Here is a 17,298-nt window from a genome sequence, read left to right as displayed (position 1 = left end):
AGGCATGTCCGAACCGTTATTTCTGATCCGCTACGTGCCAGGAACGGCGCGGGATTTGCTCACGACAGGTTGTCTCTATGCACCGCAGGAATTTGCTCAAAGCATCCATGGCCATTGCGGCTTACACCGGTTTGTCGGCCAGCGGCCTGCTGGCCGCGCAGGCTTGGGCCGGGAACCGTGCCGCCGACGGCAAGGCCGTGGCGTTCGATTTCGAAACGCTCAAGGCGCAAGCCAAGCAACTGGCCACCCGTGGCTATCAAGACACTAAGCAGGTGCTGCCGCCAACCCTGGCCACCATGACCCCGCAGAATTTCAACGCCATTGGCTACGACGGTAACCATTCGTTGTGGAAAGAGTTGAACGGCCAACTGGACGTGCAGTTCTTCCATGTCGGCATGGGTTTCAAGACGCCGGTGCGCATGCACAGTGTCGACCCCAAGACCCGCGAGGCTCGCGAAGTGCATTTCCGCCCTTCGCTGTTCAACTATGAAAAAACCACGGTGGACACCCAGCAACTGACCGGCGACCTGGGTTTTTCCGGCTTCAAGCTGTTCAAGGCGCCGGAGCTGGACCGCCATGACGTGCTGTCGTTTCTCGGCGCCAGCTACTTTCGTGCGGTGGATTCCACCGGCCAATATGGCCTGTCGGCCCGTGGCCTGGCGATTGATACCTACGCGAAAAAACGCGAGGAATTCCCCGATTTCACGCAGTTCTGGTTCGAAACTCCGGACAAGAATGCCACCCGTTTTGTGGTCTATGCCCTGCTCGACTCGCCAAGCGCCACCGGCGCCTACCGCTTCGATATCGACTGCCAGGCCAAACAGGTGGTGATGGCAATCGACGCGCACATCAATGCACGCACCGCCATCGAACAATTGGGCATCGCACCCATGACCAGCATGTTCAGTTGCGGCACCCATGAACGGCGCATGTGCGACACCATCCACCCGCAAATCCACGACTCGGACCGCCTGGCCATGTGGCGCGGCAATGGCGAGTGGATCTGCCGCCCGTTGAACAACCCGGCCAAGCTGCAATTCAACGCGTTCGCCGACACCGACCCCAAAGGCTTCGGCCTGGTGCAGACCGACCATGAGTTCGCCAGCTACCAGGACACCGTCGACTGGTACAGCAAACGCCCAAGCCTGTGGGTTGAACCTACCACCGCGTGGGGTGAAGGCTCGATCGACCTGCTGGAGATCCCCACCACCGGCGAAACCCTGGACAATATCGTCGCCTTCTGGACCCCGAAAAAGCCCGTGGCCGCGGGTGATTCGCTCAACTATGGCTACAAGTTGTACTGGAGCGCACTGCCACCGGTGAGCACGCCGTTGGCGCAGGTCGACGCGACCCGGTCAGGCATGGGTGGTTTTACCGAAGGCTGGGCACCCGGCGAGCATTACCCGAAGGTGTGGGCGCGGCGTTTCGCCGTAGACTTCAAAGGCGGCGGGCTGGATCGCCTGCCAGCGGGCACCGGCATCGAGCCGGTGGTGACCTGCTCCCATGGTGAGGTGAAGGATTTCAGCGTGCTGGTGCTGGATAACATCAAGGGCTATCGCATCCTGTTCGACTGGTACCCCACCAGCGACAGTGTGGAGCCGGTGGAGCTGCGCCTGTTTATTCGCACCCAAGACCGCACCCTGAGCGAAACCTGGCTGTATCAGTACTTCCCGCCCGCACCGGAGCAGCGCAAGTACACCTGAAATTAACCGCCTGATCATTCCCACGTCGCAGCGTGGGAATGATCGCAGGTGGCTTAGAACCGCGATACGCTTTTCATCGCGCCAATCAGATACCGCATCGCCACCTGATCACTCTCGGTCAGCGCCCGGTACTGGGCCAGCAACTCCATTTCATCCGAACTCAACCTTCGACCCCGCAATGACATCCGGCGGCTCAGAAAAGACGCCATCGCACCCGCTACGCCATAGGATTTGGCCATGGACCACTACTCCTGATATCAGTCAAATACTCCTGGTGCCCATTTCCAAACTCCCCCGAAGCACAACGCTTTCGTGGTCAAGCGGCCTACCTCCCTGGGCTAGGAACCAGGCTTACCCTAAGCTTAGAAACTATCTCGTGGCACGTGGGATTTTTTTAGAGTATTCACTTAAAAAAATGGCCTCGGTAATAAAACCCTACAGCGCTTGCTTACGCCGTGGTCGATACAGGACGCAAGTTCTGGCAACCGCAAGAAAAAACCCACCGTATCAGGGTGGGTTCGACCTAACTGTGCGCGGGATCAATCGCGCAGATCCGATTCATGGATCGGCTGGTCCCGATGGGTTGCCCGCTGGTACTGCGCCGGCCAGATAGCCTTGCGCCCGCCCAGGTCATCGTCGGCATGCAGCGGCCAGTACGGGTCGCGCAGCAGTTCACGGGCCAGGAAGATGATGTCGGCCTGGCAGGTGCGCAGGATGTGCTCGGCCTGGGCCGGTTCGGTAATCATGCCAACCGTGCCAGTGGCGATGCCTGATTCCTTGCGCACGCGCTCGGCGAAGCGCGTCTGGTAGCCCGGGCCGGTGGGGATCTCGGCATTGGCGGCGGTGCCGCCGGAGGACACATCGATCAGGTCAACACCCAAGTCTTTCAGGCGGCGCGCCAATTCCACGGTTTCATCCGGGTTCCAGCCGTCCTCCACCCAATCGGTGGCCGATACCCGCACAAACAGTGGCAACTCCTGAGGCCAGGCCGCACGTACGGCCTTGGTCACCTCCAGCACCAGGCGAATGCGGTTTTCGAACGAGCCACCGTAGTGGTCCTGACGCTGGTTGCTGATGGGCGAGAGAAACTGGTGCAGCAGGTAGCCATGGGCAGCATGGATTTCCACCACTTCAAAACCTGCGGTCAAGGCACGCTTGGCGGCAGCGACAAAGTCGGCGATTACTTGCTGGATCTGCCCTTCGTCCAATTGCTTGGGCTGGGTGTGATTGGGGTCGAAGGCAATCGGCGAAGGGCCCACCGGCACCCACCCGCCCTCCTCCGGCTTGACACTGCCATGTTTGCCGATCCAGGGACGATGGGTGCTGGCCTTGCGCCCGGCATGGGCCAGTTGAATACCCGCCACCGCGCCCTGGGCCGCGATAAAGCGCGTGATACGCCGCAGCGGCTCGATCTGGGCGTCGTTCCACAGGCCCAGGTCCTGGGCGGTGATACGCCCATCAGCCGTCACGGCGGTGGCTTCGGTGAAAATCAACCCCGCGCCCCCCACGGCTCGGCTGCCGAGATGCACCAGGTGCCAATCATTGGCCAGGCCGTCGTCGCTGGAGTATTGGCACATCGGCGAGACCGCGATGCGGTTGAGCAGGGTCAATTGGCGCAGGGTATAGGGTTCGAGCAGCTGACTCATGGCGCACCTCTTCTGGGTTCTATGGGCACTGTTCAACAGTGTTTAGAGCCTAGTCGACAACCATCGATTGCACAGGGTTCAGAAAGGAAAGCGGGAGCCGATTGCCGGCTCCCGTTATGCAGCGCCTTACATTTCGACCTGGGTGCCCAGCTCGATCACACGGTTTACCGGCAGCTTGAAGAAGCGCAGGTTACCGTTGGCGTTCTTCAACATGAAGGCGAACAAGGTTTCGCGCCAGCGCGCCATGCCCTTGATGCGCGAGGCGATCACGGTCTCGCGGCTGAGGAAATAGGTGGTGCGCATCGGGCTGAAATCCAGATCATCCAGATGACACAGCTTCAGCGCTTCGGGCACGTCCGGCTCATCGGTGAACCCGAAATGCAGGATCACGCGAAAGAAACCCTCACCGTAGGAGTCCACCTCGAAACGCCGTGCGGCAGGCACCCGTGGAATGTCTTCGTAGACCACCGTCAGCAGCACCACCTGCTCATGCAGCACCTGGTTGTGCAGCAGGTTATGCAACAGCGCGTGGGGCACCGCATCCGGGCGCGCGGTCAGGAACACCGCCGTGCCCTGCACGCGATGAGGCGGCTGCACGCGGATGCTGCTGATAAAAATCGGCAATGGCAGCCCACCCTCGTCGAGGCGCTCGACCAGCAATTGCTTGCCGCGCTTCCAGGTGGTCATCAACACGAACAACACGATCCCCGCCAGTACCGGGAACGCGCCGCCCTGGATCACCTTGGGCACGTTGGCGGCGAAAAACAGACCGTCCACCAGCAAGCAGCAGAGCAACACCGGCACCGCCAGCACTGGTGGCCACTTCCACAGCAACAGCATGACCGCCGACACCAGGATGGTGGTCATCAGCATGGTGCCGGTCACCGCTACGCCGTAGGCCGACGCCAGGGCACCGGAAGATTCGAAGCCCAGCACCAGCAGGATCACGCCCACCATCAACGACCAGTTCACGGCGCCGATGTAGATCTGGCCTTGCTCGGCACTCGAAGTGTGCTGGATGTGCATACGCGGGATGTAACCCAACTGGATCGCCTGGCGGGTCAACGAGAACGCACCGGAAATGACTGCCTGGGACGCGATCACGGTCGCCAGGGTGGACAAGCCCACCAGCGGGATCAGCGCCCAGCTCGGTGCCAGCAGGTAAAACGGGTTGCGCGCGGCCTCCGGATCGCCCAGCAGCATCGCGCCCTGGCCGAAATAGTTGAGCACCAGCGCCGGCAGCACCAGGATGAACCAGGCACGGGCGATAGGCTTGCGCCCGAAGTGGCCCATGTCGGCGTACAACGCTTCGGCGCCGGTCAAGGCCAGCACCACCGCGCCAAGAATTGCCACGCCGATGCCGGGGTGAACCATAAAGAAGCGCACGCCCCATGCAGGGTTCAGCGCATTCAATACTTCAGGCTGCTGCAGAATGCCGTACACCCCGAGACCGCCCAACACCAGGAACCAGGTGACCATCACCGGGCCGAACAGCTTGCCGATACGATCGGTGCCGTGTTTCTGGATCAGAAACAGCGCCACCAGCACGATCAACGCAATGGGCACCACCCATTTTTCCAGGCCGTCGAACGCCAGTTCCAGGCCTTCAATGGCCGACAATACCGAAATCGCCGGGGTGATCATGCTGTCGCCATAAAAGAGCGCCGCGCCACACAGGCCGCACACCACCAGGAAACTGCGCAATTTAGCGCGCTCCCCGGCTGCCCGCCGCGCCAACGCCGTGAGCGCCATGATGCCGCCCTCGCCCTGGTTGTCGGCACGTAGCACGAACAACATGTACTTGATCGACACCACCCAGATCAGCGACCAGAAGATCAGCGCCAGGATCCCCAACACGCCGTCATGATTGACCTGCACCCCGTAACCGCCGTTGAACACCTCTTTAAGGGTGTAGAGCGGGCTGGTCCCGATATCGCCATAAACCACCCCGACTGCCGCCACCAGCATGCCAATCGGTTTGGCGTTTGAATGCTCGGCACCTGCTGCCTGACTACTTGCCTGACCCATCAACCACTCCTGCCCTTTGACCCAAGGTCTTTTATAAACAGCACGACTAAGCTGACCCTAGCATGCGCTGTTTTACTTCTCGAAACAGACGTTTTATTGACCCAAGGGCATTACCCGTGCGCAACGGCGCGAAGCATAGCGCAGCACTCGTCGCATTTCCCTGCATAAAGCTGGTCAAGTGCGCTGCCCGCCGATAGAATTGCGCACTTTTTGATCAGAGGCGCACCAAGCGTCCATCCGTTGCCTTGTCGTGCACGACCGGCAGCGTCATTCAATACCGAGGTTAGACATGTCCACCACCATCGCAAAAGCCAACCCCAAGGTTGGCTTTGTTTCCCTGGGTTGCCCGAAGGCTCTGGTCGACTCCGAGCGCATCCTCACGCAACTGCGTATGGAAGGCTATGACGTCGTGTCCACTTACCAGGACGCCGATGTGGTGGTGGTCAACACCTGCGGCTTTATTGATTCGGCCAAGGCCGAGTCTTTGGAAGTGATCGGCGAAGCCATCAAGGAAAACGGCAAGGTCATCGTCACCGGTTGCATGGGTGTGGAAGAAGGCAATATCCGCAACGTGCACCCAAGCGTGCTGGCTGTGACCGGCCCGCAGCAGTATGAGCAGGTGGTCAACGCCGTGCATGACGTGGTGCCGCCACGCCAGGATCACAACCCGCTGATCGATCTGGTGCCGCCTCAAGGTATCAAGCTGACCCCACGCCACTACGCGTATCTGAAGATTTCCGAAGGCTGCAACCACAGCTGCAGCTTCTGCATCATCCCGTCGATGCGCGGCAAACTGGTAAGCCGCCCGGTGGGTGACGTGCTCGACGAGGCCCAGCGCCTGGTCAAATCCGGCGTCAAGGAGTTGCTGGTAATCTCCCAGGACACCAGCGCCTACGGCGTCGACGTGAAATACCGCACCGGTTTCTGGAACGGCGCGCCGGTGAAAACCCGCATGACCGAACTCTGCGAAGCCCTCAGCAGCCTGGGCGTGTGGGTGCGCCTGCACTACGTTTACCCGTACCCGCACGTGGACGAGCTGATCCCGTTGATGGCCGCCGGCAAGATCCTGCCGTACCTGGACATCCCGTTCCAGCACGCCAGCCCCAAAGTGCTCAAGGCAATGAAACGCCCGGCGTTCGAAGACAAGACCCTGGCGCGTATCAAGAACTGGCGCGAGATCTGCCCGGAGCTGATCATCCGTTCCACTTTCATCGTCGGCTTCCCCGGCGAGACCGAAGAAGACTTCCAGTACCTGCTCGACTGGCTGACCGAAGCGCAGCTGGACCGCGTCGGCTGCTTCCAGTACTCGCCGGTGGAAGGCGCTCCGGCCAACCTGCTGGACCTGGCCGTGGTGCCGGACGACGTCAAGCAAGATCGTTGGGAGCGCTTCATGGCGCACCAACAGGCGATCAGCTCTGCACGCCTGCAACTGCGCATCGGCAAGGAAATCGAAGTGCTGATCGACGAAGTTGACGAGCAAGGCGCCGTTGGCCGCTGCTTTTTCGATGCACCGGAAATCGACGGCAACGTGTTTATTGACGATGCCAGCGGCTTGAAGCCGGGCGACAAGGTCTGGTGCACCGTGACCGACGCCGACGAGTACGACTTGTGGGCTGAAAAGCGCGACTGAAGCGTGTTTGCGTAATATTTTGAAAAAGCCCCGCCTCTGACAAGATGCGGGGCTTTTTTAGGTCTATCGTTTTGCTCATCAGCGCCAATAACGCCAAGAGGCAGCGGTCATGCGACAGCATTCGGTCATCCATACGCCTAAATCCAGCGACTACCCGCGCCTGGCGCAGATCTGGGAAGCCTCGGTACGCGCCACCCACGACTTCCTGCCGGACAGCTATATCGACCTGTTGAAAAACCTGGTGCTGACCCGCTACCTGGATGCGGTGATGCTGATCTGCACCAAGGACTCGCGCCAGCGCATCACCGGGTTCGCCGGGGTGGTGGCCGGCAAGGTGGAAATGCTGTTTATCGACCCGCAACACCGTGGCCAGGGCCTGGGCCGGCAATTGCTGGGCTATGCCATCGAACACCTGAACGCCGAGGAACTGGACGTCAACGAGCAGAACCCCCAGGCGCTGGGCTTTTACCTCAAGCAGGGCTTCGAGGTGATCGGACGCACGGAGCATGATGGCCTTGGGCAGCCTTACCCGTTGCTGCATATGCGTTTGCGCCAGCTGCAACAACAGGCGCGCCAGGGCTAAATGAAATGGGCTCGGGATTAACCGGCGCCAGGCAGGTACAATAGCCGCCCCCTTTTGTTACGGCCCTTGTCATGACTGACCCCATACGCCTCTCCAAACGCCTTATCGAACTGGTCGGTTGCTCCCGTCGGGAGGCTGAGCTGTTTATCGAAGGCGGCTGGGTCTCGGTGGACGGCGAAGTGATCGACGAGCCGCAGTTCAAGGTCACAACCGAAAAAGTCGAGCTGGACCCAGAGGCCAAAGCCACCCCGCCAGAGCCGGTGACCATTCTGTTGCACGCGCCGGCAGGTATGGACGCTGAAACCGCCATGGCCACGATCAGCGCCGAAACCTTGTCTGAAGAACACCGCTTCAGCAAGCGCCCGCTCAAGGGGCATTTCCTGCGCCTGACCGCCAGCGCCGACTTGCAAGCCAAGGCCAGCGGCTTGCTGGTGTTCACCCAGGACTGGAAGATTCTGCGCAAGTTGACCGCCGATGCCGCCAAGATCGAGCAGGAATACGTAGTAGAAGTCGAAGGCGACATGGTTGCCCACGGCCTCAACCGCCTGAACCACGGCCTGACCTACAAAGGTAAGGAACTGCCCGCCGTGAAAGCCAGCTGGCAGAACGAAAACCGCCTGCGCTTTGCGATGAAAAACCCGCAACCCGGCGTGATCGCACTGTTCTGCGAAGCCGTTGGCCTGAAAGTCATCGCCATCCGCCGCATCCGCATCGGCGGTGTGTCCATTGGCAAGGTGCCAGTGGGCCAATGGCGCTACCTGTCCGGCAAAGAGAAGTTCTAAGCCGTTCCCCTTTTCCCGACACCGTCTGATTGGGCGGCGTCATCAGTTCAATAGCAGGATTGCTCACCATGATTCACAACGACGTACTGCGCAGCGTGCGCTACATGCTCGACATCAGCGACAACAAGATGGTCGAGATCATCAAGCTCGGCGGCATGGACGTGACCAAGGAAGACCTGCTGACCTACCTCAAGAAAGATGAGGAAGAAGGCTTCGTGTTCTGCCCGGATGAAGTCATGGCTCACTTCCTCGATGGCTTGGTCATCTTCAAGCGCGGCAAGGACGAAAGCCGTCCACCGCAGCCGATCGAAACGCCGGTGACCAACAACATCATCCTGAAAAAGCTGCGCGTGGCCTTCGAACTCAAGGAAGACGACATGCATGCCATCCTCAAGGCAGCGGAGTTCCCGGTGTCCAAGCCAGAGCTGAGCGCGCTGTTCCGCAAGTTCGGCCATACCAACTACCGCACCTGTGGTGATCAGTTGCTGCGTAACTTCCTCAAGGGCTTGACCTTGCGGGTCCGTGCCTAAGCCATGAGTTACCAGGTCTCGCCCGTCGGTTTCGTACGCTCCTGCTTCAAGGAGAAGTTCGCCATCCCGCGCCAACCGCAACTGGCACCGGCTGCCCGTGGCGTACTGGAGTTGGTGGCGCCGTTCGACCAGGGCGAGGCGGTGCAGGGGCTGGAACAGGTCAGCCATGTGTGGTTGCTGTTCCTGTTTCATCAGGCCCTTGAAGACAAGCCACGCCTGAAAGTGCGCCCGCCACGCCTGGGCGGCAATACGTCCATGGGCGTGTTTGCCACCCGTGCAACCCATCGACCCAACGGCATTGGCCAATCGGTGGTCAAGCTGGACAAGGTGGAACCGGGGCGACTGTGGATTTCCGGGATCGACTTGCTCGATGGCACGCCGGTGCTGGATATCAAGCCATATGTGCCCTATGCCGACATTGTCGACAGCGCTACCAACAGCATCGCCAGCAGCGCGCCGCAACTGATTGCGGTGCAGTGGCTGAAGACGGCGCTGCAACAGGCGCAAGGCCACGCTCAACGCCTCGGCGAGCCGTTGGTGGAACTGATTGAGCAGTGTTTGGCGCAGGATCCGCGGCCGGCGTATCAGGTTCCTACGTCGGAACGGGAATACGGTGCGCAATTCTGGGATGTGGATGTGCGCTGGCACTACCCGGAACCCGGGATGATTTGTGTGCTGGAAGTGGTTCCCGCCGGATAAACCGGAGACTGAATGCGGAAGGGGGCTTGCTCCCGATAGCAGTGGGTCAGTCACCAGATGCAGTGACTGACACTCCGCCATCGGGGGCAAGCCCCCTCCCACATTTTGATCTGCTTACTGACGCGGTATTACTTCTCGACGAACGCACGCTCGATCAGGTAATCACCCGGCTCACGCATCCGTGGCGAAACCTTCAGGCCGAAGCTGTTCAGCACTTCGCTGGTCTCATCCAACATGCTTGGGCTGCCGCACAGCATGGCGCGGTCGTCCTCGGGGTTGATCGGCGGCAGGCCGATATCGCTGAACAGCTTGCCACTGCGCATCAGGTCGGTCAGGCGGCCTTCGTTTTCGAACGGCTCGCGGGTCACGGTCGGGTAGTAGATCAACTTGTCACGCAGGGCCTCGCCGAAGAATTCGTTCTGCGGCAGGTGCTCGGTGATGAATTCGCGATAGGCAACTTCGTTGACGTAACGCACGCCGTGGCACAGGATCACTTTTTCGAAACGCTCATAGGTCTCCGGATCCTGGATCACGCTCATAAATGGCGCGAGGCCAGTGCCGGTGCTGAGCAGGTACAGGTGTTTGCCCGGCTTCAAATCGTCAAGCACCAGGGTGCCCGTCGGTTTTTTGCTGATGATGATCTCGTCGCCTTCCTTCAAGTGCTGCAATTGGGAAGTCAGCGGGCCATCCGGCACCTTGATGCTGAAGAATTCCAGATGCTCTTCCCAGTTCGGGCTGGCAATCGAGTAAGCGCGCATGAGCGGGCGGCCGTTGGGCTGTTGCAGGCCGATCATCACGAACTGACCGTTCTCGAAGCGCAGGCCCGGATCGCGGGTGCACTTGAAGCTGAACAGAGTGTCGTTCCAGTGATGAACACTGAGGACACGCTCGTGGTTCATGTTGCTCATGTACGGGGGACTCCTGGAAATGGGTCTGCGCCAAAGGTAAGGATGCGCAATTGCACAGCATTCTAATGGCGGCGACAATATCTGTTAACTGGATTATTAAGATAAGGGTTATCGGTTATATCGATATGCGATTTACTCTCCGTCAACTGCAAGTTTTCGTCGCCGTCGCCCAGCAGGAAAGCGTCTCTCGCGCTGCTGGCCTTCTGGCCTTATCTCAATCCGCCGCCAGCACGTCGATCACCGAGCTGGAGCGTCAATCCAGCTGCCAATTGTTCGACCGCGCCGGCAAACGCCTGAGTCTCAACGCCCTCGGTCACCAGCTATTGCCCCAGGCGGTTGCACTGCTGGACCAGGCCAAAGAGATCGAGGACCTGCTCAACGGCAAGTCCGGCTTCGGCTCCTTGGCGGTCGGCGCGACCCTGACCATCGGCAATTACTTGGCGACGCTGCTGATTGGCAGCTTTATGCAGCAGCATCCCGAAAGCCAGGTGAAACTCCATGTGCAGAACACTGCACATATCGTGCATCAGGTAGCGCACTACGAAATTGACCTGGGTCTAATTGAGGGCGACTGCAGCCACCCGGATATCGAGGTGCAGACGTGGGTAGAAGATGAGCTGGTGGTGTTCTGTGCGCCGCAGCATCATTTGGCCAAGCGTGGCGTGGCCACCATGGACGAATTGACCCACGAAGCGTGGATCCTGCGCGAACAAGGCTCGGGCACGCGCCTGACGTTTGACCAGGCCATGCGCCATCATCGCAGCGCGCTGAATATCCGTCTGGAACTGGAACACACCGAGGCGATCAAGCGGGCAGTGGAGTCGGGGTTGGGGATCGGCTGCATTTCGCGGCTGGCGCTGCGCGACGCGTTCCGCCGCGGCAGCCTGGTACCGGTGGAAACCCCGGACCTGGACCTGGCCCGGCAGTTCTACTTCATCTGGCATAAGCAGAAATACCAGACCTCGGCGATGCGCGAGTTTCTCGAACTGTGCCGCGCCTTCACCGCTGGGGTGCAGCGCAGCGACGAGATCGTACTGCCGAGTATCGCCTGATCGTCAGATCAGAATCACAGCCCACACCAGGGTGATCATGGTCAGTGCCACAAATTGCGCGGCGCTGCCCATGTCCTTGGCGTTTTTCGACAGCGGGTGGCGGTCCAGGGAAATACGGTCAATGGCCGCTTCTACCGCAGAGTTGAGCAACTCGACAATCAACGCCAGCAGGCACACCGCAATCAGCAGTGCCCGCTCGACCCGGCTGACCTGCAGGAAAAAGCTCAAAGGGATCAGGATGACGTTCAACAACACCAACTGACGGAACGCCGCCTCGCCGGTGAAAGCTGCGCGCAGACCATCCAGGGAATAACCCCCTGCATTGAAGATACGTTTGATACCGGTTTGACCCTTGAAAGGCGACATAGATGTAGGCAACTGAACCAAAGAAGTGGGGAAGCTAGATCACGCAAAGTCAAAAAAGCGTGAAGTGGCTGTAACTTAATGTTGCGAGATTGACTCAAGTTGTTGCAAAAGCAACGCCGCCTGGGTCCGGGTACGCACCCCCAGCTTACGGAAAATCGCCGTGACATGGGCCTTGATGGTTGCTTCCGACACGCTCAATTCGTAGGCAATCTGCTTGTTCAGCAAACCTTCGCAGACCATGGTCAGCACCCGGAACTGCTGGGGGGTGAGACTGGCCAGGCCATCGCGGGCGGCCTTGGCTTCGTCGGACACGTTGATTTGTTCAAACGCCTGGGGCGGCCAGGACACATCGCCGTCCAATACCGCGCGCACGGCTTTCTGGATCTCTTCCATCGCGCTGGACTTGGGAATGAAGCCACTGGCGCCAAACTCCTTGGAGCGCACCACCACGTCGGCTTCTTCCTGGGCCGAGACCATCACCACGGGGATCTGCGGGTATTGCCCGCGCAGCAGCACCAGCCCGGAAAAGCCGTAGGCACCGGGCATGTTCAGGTCGAGCAGCACCAGGTCCCAGTCGGATTTTTCGGTGAGACGAGCTTCCAGTTCGGCGATGCTGGCCACTTCGACCAGGCGAACATCAGGGCCAAGCCCCAGGGTGACTGCCTGATGCAGAGCGCTGCGAAACAGCGGATGGTCATCGGCTATCAGGATTTCGTATGTGGCCATTGGTTAAATGATCCTGTTTTTTATGGCAGCCCTGATGGTTCAGGGCTCACCAATACACAAGGCGACGGCCTGGCAGCTATCGCCACAGGGCTTGCTCAACGTCAAAAGCACTTGAAACGACGTCAGGCATTCACGGTTGCGCCCCAATCGGCGCCCAGCATGACCAGCGTAGCCTGGAGGGTCAAGCACTACGCCCGCGGGCATTTTAGCGGGTTGCAGGTTTACGGTGCCATCATGCAAACGTCGTCTGGTTATACCGCCGGGATGTAGGGTGCAAGGCGAGTATGCACAACGTCCGTCGGGTCCAGCGGCATTTGGAACTTGGCAGCCAGGTAATGGGTGCTGAATACATCGAGATAGGCATCCAGCACTTCGCTGGCGGCCACGTCTTCGGCCAACTCCAGACACAGTGCCGCCACCTCGGCGGTGCAGAAATGGTCATCACGCTTGGAACGCCGCAGTTTGTAGCGCGATAACTGCTCAGGGGCCAGGCTCAGGACCGGCAAATGCTCAAGGTAGGGACTTTTGCGAAACATCTTGCGCGCTTCGCTCCAGGTGCCGTCCAGCAGGATGAACAGCGGGCGCTTGCCCTCCTCCATGCGCACTTCACTGACCACCCGTTCCGGTGCCACGAATTCACCGGGGAAGACAATATATGGCTGCCACTGCGGATCGGCCAACAATCTGAGCAAATCGGGGTCGACTTCGGTGCGCGACCAGGCGAATGCAGTGGTGTCGTGTATGACATCAGCGATCAGCCAACCCGTGTTGCTGGGTTTCATCGGCTCAACGTCATGCATCAACAGGCACATGGCCGACTTGGCTTGTACCTGGGGCCGCCAGGCACATAAGCAGTACTCGGGAATTACCCGACAGCCGGAGCAACGCTCAGCTCGGGAACCACGATTAAGAAACGGCCTGACGGCACGCGCCAGACGCTGAGCACGCAAACGGGAAACGGCGTGGCTCATCGGGCACGCGGCGAAGAAAAGGGAATCGACACGGAAGAAACTCGTGAAAAACAGAAGTCCCGAAGTTTACCAGCGATACGCCTGGCTGTAGTGGCAAGGGCTCACCTATAATTGCGCGCCACTGAACGCACAGCGCAGTGGCTGGTCTATGCACCAGTAACCGAATCAGGAGAGTTTCATGCTGCGTTCCATGCTGCGCCTTGTTGCCCCATCCCTCGCCATAGCGTTGGTCTTGCCTATGGGCGCCCACGCGGCTTCGCTGCTGGAGGCTCAAATGAACAGGAAGCTGCAAAGCGTCGCGGCCGAAAGCAACAAGGACCTGCCCCGGGAAATTGATGAAAAGACCCTGGAAGTGGCCTACACCGTTGAAGGTATGCAGCTGATTGATCACCTCAGCGTTCAGCCTGATCGTGCCGAACAGATGCGTGCCAACCCCAAGGCTGTGTATTTCCAGCTCGGCCGCAGCGTCTGCACCAACCCAGGCTACCGCGAACTGATGGCAAAGGGTGCTGTAATGCGCTACGAAATCACCGAGAACAAGACCAACCGCCCCGTGGCTTCGGTCAAGTTCGTTGAAGCCGATTGCCCGGCTCCGACAAAGAAGAAAAAGTAACCACTGCTAAACCCTCGCGCGCGGCTGTCCAGCGGCGCGCAATCCTTCGATCCGTTTTCTGCCAACGACTGAACGCTCTGATGCGTAACCAATAAGCGGTTGCCAGCCAAGGGTTTTTCGGCCCATGATCAAGCCATCCCATACGCCCGCCCACAGCTATTTCAATGCTGTTCAGTAACACTTTCAGGGCATAAGCGGCCTGCCCTCCTGTGGCATGCAACGACACATGCAGTGTCGTGGCCCCGACGACGCTCTCGTCGACTATCCGGCCCTGTAAAGAAGGAGAAGTTGAATGCCTTATGAATCCAATGATCAGTTGCTTCGTCATTTTGAAGAAAACGGGACCGACCTCACGCAGCAGGTCGACGCGCAAATCCAGTTGATCGCCCCCAACAGCCCGAATATCCCCCTTTATCGCGACATGATCCTTACCGTTCTGCGCATGGCCCAGGACGACCGGGATCGCTGGAATGCCAAGATCACCCTGCGCGCCATTCGTGAATTGGACCATGCATTTCGCGTACTCGAACAATTCAAGGACCGGCGCAAGGTGACGGTGTTCGGCTCAGCACGTACACCTGTGGAAAGCCCACTGTATGCGCTGGCCCGAGAGGTGGGTGCAGCATTGGCGCGCTCCGACCTGATGGTGATCACCGGCGGTGGCGGCGGCATCATGGCGGCAGCCCACGAAGGCGCGGGCCTGGCGCACAGCCTGGGGTTCAATATCACGCTACCCTTTGAACAGCACGCCAACCCCACCATCGATGGCACCGAAAACCTGCTGTCATTCCACTTCTTCTTTACTCGCAAGCTGTTCTTCGTCAAGGAAGCCGACGCGCTGGTGTTGTGCCCAGGCGGTTTCGGCACCCTGGACGAGGCTTTGGAAGTACTGACCCTGATCCAGACTGGCAAGAGCCCGCTGGTGCCAGTGGTGTTGCTGGATGCGCCGGGCGGCGGGTTCTGGCAAGGTGCCCTGGACTTTATCCGCAGCCAGTTGGAAGCCAACCGCTATATCCTGCCCACTGACCTCAAGCTGATACGCCTGGTCTACAGCGCCGAAGAAGCAGTGGATGAAATCAACCAGTTCTATGCTAACTTCCACTCCACCCGTTGGTTGAAACGCGAGTTTGTGGTGCGCATGAACCATCCTCTCAGTGAGCGTGCTCTGGCCCATTTGCAGCAAGAGTTTGCCAGCCTGCGGCTCAGTGGCGAGTTTCAACAACTCGCCTATACAGGCGAAGACCATGACGAACCAAGGTTCAGTCACTTGACCCGCCTGGTGTTCAACTTCAATGGCCGCGACCAGGGGCGACTGCGTGAATTGGTGGATTACATCAACCTGCCGGAAAACTGGGCACAGGCCCAAGGCAAGACGCAGCAACGCGTGACATCACTGCCGGCGTAGTTTTTTGCAGGCGAAAAAAAAGGCCCACTATTTTCATAGTGGGCCTTTTCGTTTTGGGGCGTTCAGTCGTCCATATCGCGGCCGCTCAACAAGCGGCTGATCATGTCCATCGAAAACCCGCGATAGCTCAGAAAGCGCCCTTGCTTCGCACGCTCCCTGGCGTCAATCGGAAGGTGCCCCGCAAACTTGCGGCGCCAAGTGTCTTCCAACTGCGACTGCCAGTTGATACCGCACTCACGCAGGGCAAGGTCGATATCGGCACGTTGCAGACCACGCTGGCTCAGCTCTTCACGAATCCGCGCAGGGCCGTAACCGGAGCGCGCTCGATAGGACACAAAACTTTCAAGGTAACGGGCTTCCGACAACAGCCCTTCTTCTGTCAAACGGTCGAGGGCTGTTTCGATCATCTCAGGCTCTGCGCCGCGCTGACGCAATTTACGCGTCAGCTCGACTCGGCCATGCTCGCGGCGAGCGAGCAGGTCCATTGCAGTGCGCCGAACGGCAACGAGTGTATCCAGTACAACAGTCATCGTTTGCTTCAGATGTCAGTGTCGGCTTCTTCCATCTCGTCAACCGGCTCGCGGTTAGCGGCAGCTTTCACGTCCGGCGCCGGGGTCAGCAGCTTGTCGCGAATCTGCTTCTCAAGCGTGGCAGCGATATCCGGGTTGTCCGCCAGGAACTTGGCCGAGTTGGCCTTGCCCTGACCGATCTTGCTGCCGTTATAGGCATACCAGGCACCGGACTTCTCGACGAAACCGTGCAGTACACCCAGGTCGATCATCTCGCCGTTCAGGTAGATACCCTTGCCGTAGAGAATCTGGAACTCAGCCTGACGGAATGGCGGGGCCACTTTGTTCTTCACAACCTTGACGCGAGTTTCGCTACCGACAACCTCGTCACCTTCCTTCACCGCGCCAGTACGGCGGATATCCAGACGGACCGAAGCGTAGAACTTCAGCGCGTTACCACCGGTGGTGGTTTCCGGGCTGCCGAACATCACGCCGATCTTCATGCGGATCTGGTTGATGAAGATCACCAGGCAGTTGGCGTTTTTGATGTTACCGGTGATTTTACGCAGCGCCTGGGACATCAGGCGGGCTTGCAGGCCCACGTGCATGTCACCCATTTCGCCTTCGATTTCAGCCTTGGGTACCAGGGCAGCCACGGAGTCGACCACGATCACGTCGATGGCGTTGGAGCGCACCAGCATGTCGGTGATTTCCAGGGCTTGCTCGCCGGTGTCCGGCTGGGAAACCAGCAGGTCATCGACGTTGACGCCCAGCTTGCCGGCGTACTCAGGATCCAGGGCGTGCTCGGCGTCGACGAACGCGCAGGTGGCGCCCATCTTTTGTGCCTGGGCAATCACCGACAGGGTCAGGGTGGTCTTACCGGAAGATTCAGGACCGTAGATTTCAACGATACGGCCTTTTGGCAGGCCGCCAATGCCGAGCGCGATGTCCAGACCCAGAGAGCCAGTGGAAATAGCCGGGATCGCCTGACGGTCGTGATCGCCCATACGCATTACGGCACCCTTGCCGAATTGACGTTCGATCTGACCCAGGGCCGCAGCCAAGGCTTTCTTCTTGTTGTCGTCCATTAAAGTCCTCACGTAATCAATAAGGCCTGACGGCCAACACCTGTATAAGTAGACAGTAT

General features: G+C 59.4%; 18 protein-coding genes. 9 read left to right on the top strand and 9 right to left on the bottom strand.

Going from position 1 to position 17,298, the window contains the following annotated elements; translation table 11 throughout:
* The first annotated feature begins 77 nt into the window (after nucleotides 1-77).
* Nucleotides 78-1,703, top strand: coding sequence for a glucan biosynthesis protein D (locus PSEBG33_RS20640; protein ID WP_005785483.1), 1,626 nt, complete (start codon nucleotides 78-80; stop codon nucleotides 1,701-1,703).
* 53 nt (nucleotides 1,704-1,756) lie between these two features.
* Here the strand turns inward: PSEBG33_RS20640 and PSEBG33_RS20645 are convergent, their stop codons facing one another.
* The 3 genes from PSEBG33_RS20645 to PSEBG33_RS20655 all read right to left on the bottom strand — a co-directional run bounded on the left by PSEBG33_RS20645 (nucleotide 1,757) and on the right by PSEBG33_RS20655 (nucleotide 5,377).
* Nucleotides 1,757-1,942: a hypothetical protein gene (locus PSEBG33_RS20645; protein ID WP_005785481.1), complete on the bottom strand. Its 186-nt coding sequence runs from the start codon at nucleotides 1,940-1,942 to the stop codon at nucleotides 1,757-1,759.
* Between the two features lie 300 nt (nucleotides 1,943-2,242).
* Nucleotides 2,243-3,349: an NADH:flavin oxidoreductase/NADH oxidase gene (locus PSEBG33_RS20650; protein ID WP_005785478.1), complete on the bottom strand. Its 1,107-nt coding sequence runs from the start codon at nucleotides 3,347-3,349 to the stop codon at nucleotides 2,243-2,245.
* Between the two features lie 126 nt (nucleotides 3,350-3,475).
* Nucleotides 3,476-5,377, bottom strand: a complete 1,902-nt coding sequence (locus PSEBG33_RS20655) for a potassium transporter Kup (protein WP_005785476.1) — start codon at nucleotides 5,375-5,377, stop codon at nucleotides 3,476-3,478.
* A 289-nt stretch (nucleotides 5,378-5,666) separates the two neighbouring features.
* Here PSEBG33_RS20655 and rimO point away from each other — a divergent pair, with 289 nt between their 5' ends.
* The 5 genes from rimO to tsaA all read left to right on the top strand — a co-directional run bounded on the left by rimO (nucleotide 5,667) and on the right by tsaA (nucleotide 9,601).
* On the top strand, nucleotides 5,667-7,007 hold the full coding sequence (rimO, locus tag PSEBG33_RS20660; RefSeq protein ID WP_005785474.1) for a 30S ribosomal protein S12 methylthiotransferase RimO: 1,341 nt from the start codon (nucleotides 5,667-5,669) through the stop codon (nucleotides 7,005-7,007).
* Nucleotides 7,008-7,116: 109 nt separating this feature from the next.
* Nucleotides 7,117-7,590 (top strand): GNAT family N-acetyltransferase, encoded by a 474-nt coding sequence (locus tag PSEBG33_RS20665; RefSeq protein WP_005785473.1) that lies wholly within the window; start codon nucleotides 7,117-7,119, stop codon nucleotides 7,588-7,590.
* 71 nt (nucleotides 7,591-7,661) lie between these two features.
* A complete protein-coding gene (locus PSEBG33_RS20670; protein ID WP_005785471.1) occupies nucleotides 7,662-8,372 on the top strand; it encodes an rRNA pseudouridine synthase in 711 nt (236 codons plus the stop codon).
* A 68-nt stretch (nucleotides 8,373-8,440) separates the two neighbouring features.
* Nucleotides 8,441-8,902 (top strand): DUF1456 family protein, encoded by a 462-nt coding sequence (locus PSEBG33_RS20675; protein WP_005785469.1) that lies wholly within the window; start codon nucleotides 8,441-8,443, stop codon nucleotides 8,900-8,902.
* Between the two features lie 3 nt (nucleotides 8,903-8,905).
* Nucleotides 8,906-9,601: a tRNA (N6-threonylcarbamoyladenosine(37)-N6)-methyltransferase TrmO gene (gene tsaA / locus PSEBG33_RS20680; RefSeq protein WP_005785467.1), complete on the top strand. Its 696-nt coding sequence runs from the start codon at nucleotides 8,906-8,908 to the stop codon at nucleotides 9,599-9,601.
* 128 nt (nucleotides 9,602-9,729) lie between these two features.
* On the opposite strand, the gene fpr is transcribed toward tsaA, so the two are convergent.
* A complete protein-coding gene (gene fpr / locus PSEBG33_RS20685) occupies nucleotides 9,730-10,509 on the bottom strand; it encodes a ferredoxin-NADP reductase (RefSeq protein WP_003189055.1) in 780 nt (259 codons plus the stop codon).
* Nucleotides 10,510-10,634: 125 nt separating this feature from the next.
* Between fpr and PSEBG33_RS20690 the strand changes: the two genes are divergently transcribed.
* Nucleotides 10,635-11,561, top strand: a complete 927-nt coding sequence (locus tag PSEBG33_RS20690) for a LysR family transcriptional regulator (RefSeq protein ID WP_003189054.1) — start codon at nucleotides 10,635-10,637, stop codon at nucleotides 11,559-11,561.
* A gap of 3 nt (nucleotides 11,562-11,564) precedes the next feature.
* Here the strand turns inward: PSEBG33_RS20690 and PSEBG33_RS20695 are convergent, their stop codons facing one another.
* The 3 genes from PSEBG33_RS20695 to PSEBG33_RS20705 all read right to left on the bottom strand — a co-directional run bounded on the left by PSEBG33_RS20695 (nucleotide 11,565) and on the right by PSEBG33_RS20705 (nucleotide 13,624).
* The gene (locus PSEBG33_RS20695) at nucleotides 11,565-11,927 is read right to left on the bottom strand and encodes a diacylglycerol kinase (RefSeq protein WP_003189051.1); all 363 of its coding nucleotides are present in this window, start codon (nucleotides 11,925-11,927) and stop codon (nucleotides 11,565-11,567) included.
* 75 nt (nucleotides 11,928-12,002) lie between these two features.
* Nucleotides 12,003-12,653 (bottom strand): response regulator transcription factor ErdR, encoded by a 651-nt coding sequence (gene erdR / locus PSEBG33_RS20700; RefSeq protein WP_005785464.1) that lies wholly within the window; start codon nucleotides 12,651-12,653, stop codon nucleotides 12,003-12,005.
* A gap of 251 nt (nucleotides 12,654-12,904) precedes the next feature.
* Nucleotides 12,905-13,624 carry a tRNA-uridine aminocarboxypropyltransferase gene (locus tag PSEBG33_RS20705; protein WP_005785462.1) on the bottom strand — a complete coding sequence of 240 codons (720 nt, stop codon included), beginning with the start codon at nucleotides 13,622-13,624 and terminating at the stop codon, nucleotides 12,905-12,907.
* 178 nt (nucleotides 13,625-13,802) lie between these two features.
* On the opposite strand from PSEBG33_RS20705, the gene PSEBG33_RS20710 reads away from it, so the two are divergent.
* Both PSEBG33_RS20710 and PSEBG33_RS20715 read left to right on the top strand, forming a co-directional pair.
* The gene (locus tag PSEBG33_RS20710; protein ID WP_005785460.1) at nucleotides 13,803-14,237 is read left to right on the top strand and encodes a PA3611 family quorum-sensing-regulated virulence factor; all 435 of its coding nucleotides are present in this window, start codon (nucleotides 13,803-13,805) and stop codon (nucleotides 14,235-14,237) included.
* A gap of 292 nt (nucleotides 14,238-14,529) precedes the next feature.
* Entirely contained in the window at nucleotides 14,530-15,642 is a 1,113-nt protein-coding gene (locus PSEBG33_RS20715; RefSeq protein WP_005785458.1) for a TIGR00730 family Rossman fold protein, read from the top strand.
* A 62-nt stretch (nucleotides 15,643-15,704) separates the two neighbouring features.
* On the opposite strand, the gene recX is transcribed toward PSEBG33_RS20715, so the two are convergent.
* A complete protein-coding gene (gene recX / locus PSEBG33_RS20720; RefSeq protein ID WP_005785456.1) occupies nucleotides 15,705-16,172 on the bottom strand; it encodes a recombination regulator RecX in 468 nt (155 codons plus the stop codon).
* 8 nt (nucleotides 16,173-16,180) lie between these two features.
* Nucleotides 16,181-17,239: a recombinase RecA gene (gene recA / locus PSEBG33_RS20725; RefSeq protein WP_005785454.1), complete on the bottom strand. Its 1,059-nt coding sequence runs from the start codon at nucleotides 17,237-17,239 to the stop codon at nucleotides 16,181-16,183.
* Between the last annotated feature and the right edge of the window lie 59 nt (nucleotides 17,240-17,298).

The sequence above is a fragment of the Pseudomonas synxantha BG33R genome (assembly GCF_000263715.2).
Taxonomy (GTDB): domain Bacteria; phylum Pseudomonadota; class Gammaproteobacteria; order Pseudomonadales; family Pseudomonadaceae; genus Aquipseudomonas; species Aquipseudomonas synxantha_A.
Note: the sequence above shows the minus strand (reverse complement) of the source record. Positions and strands in the feature narration are given on the sequence as shown.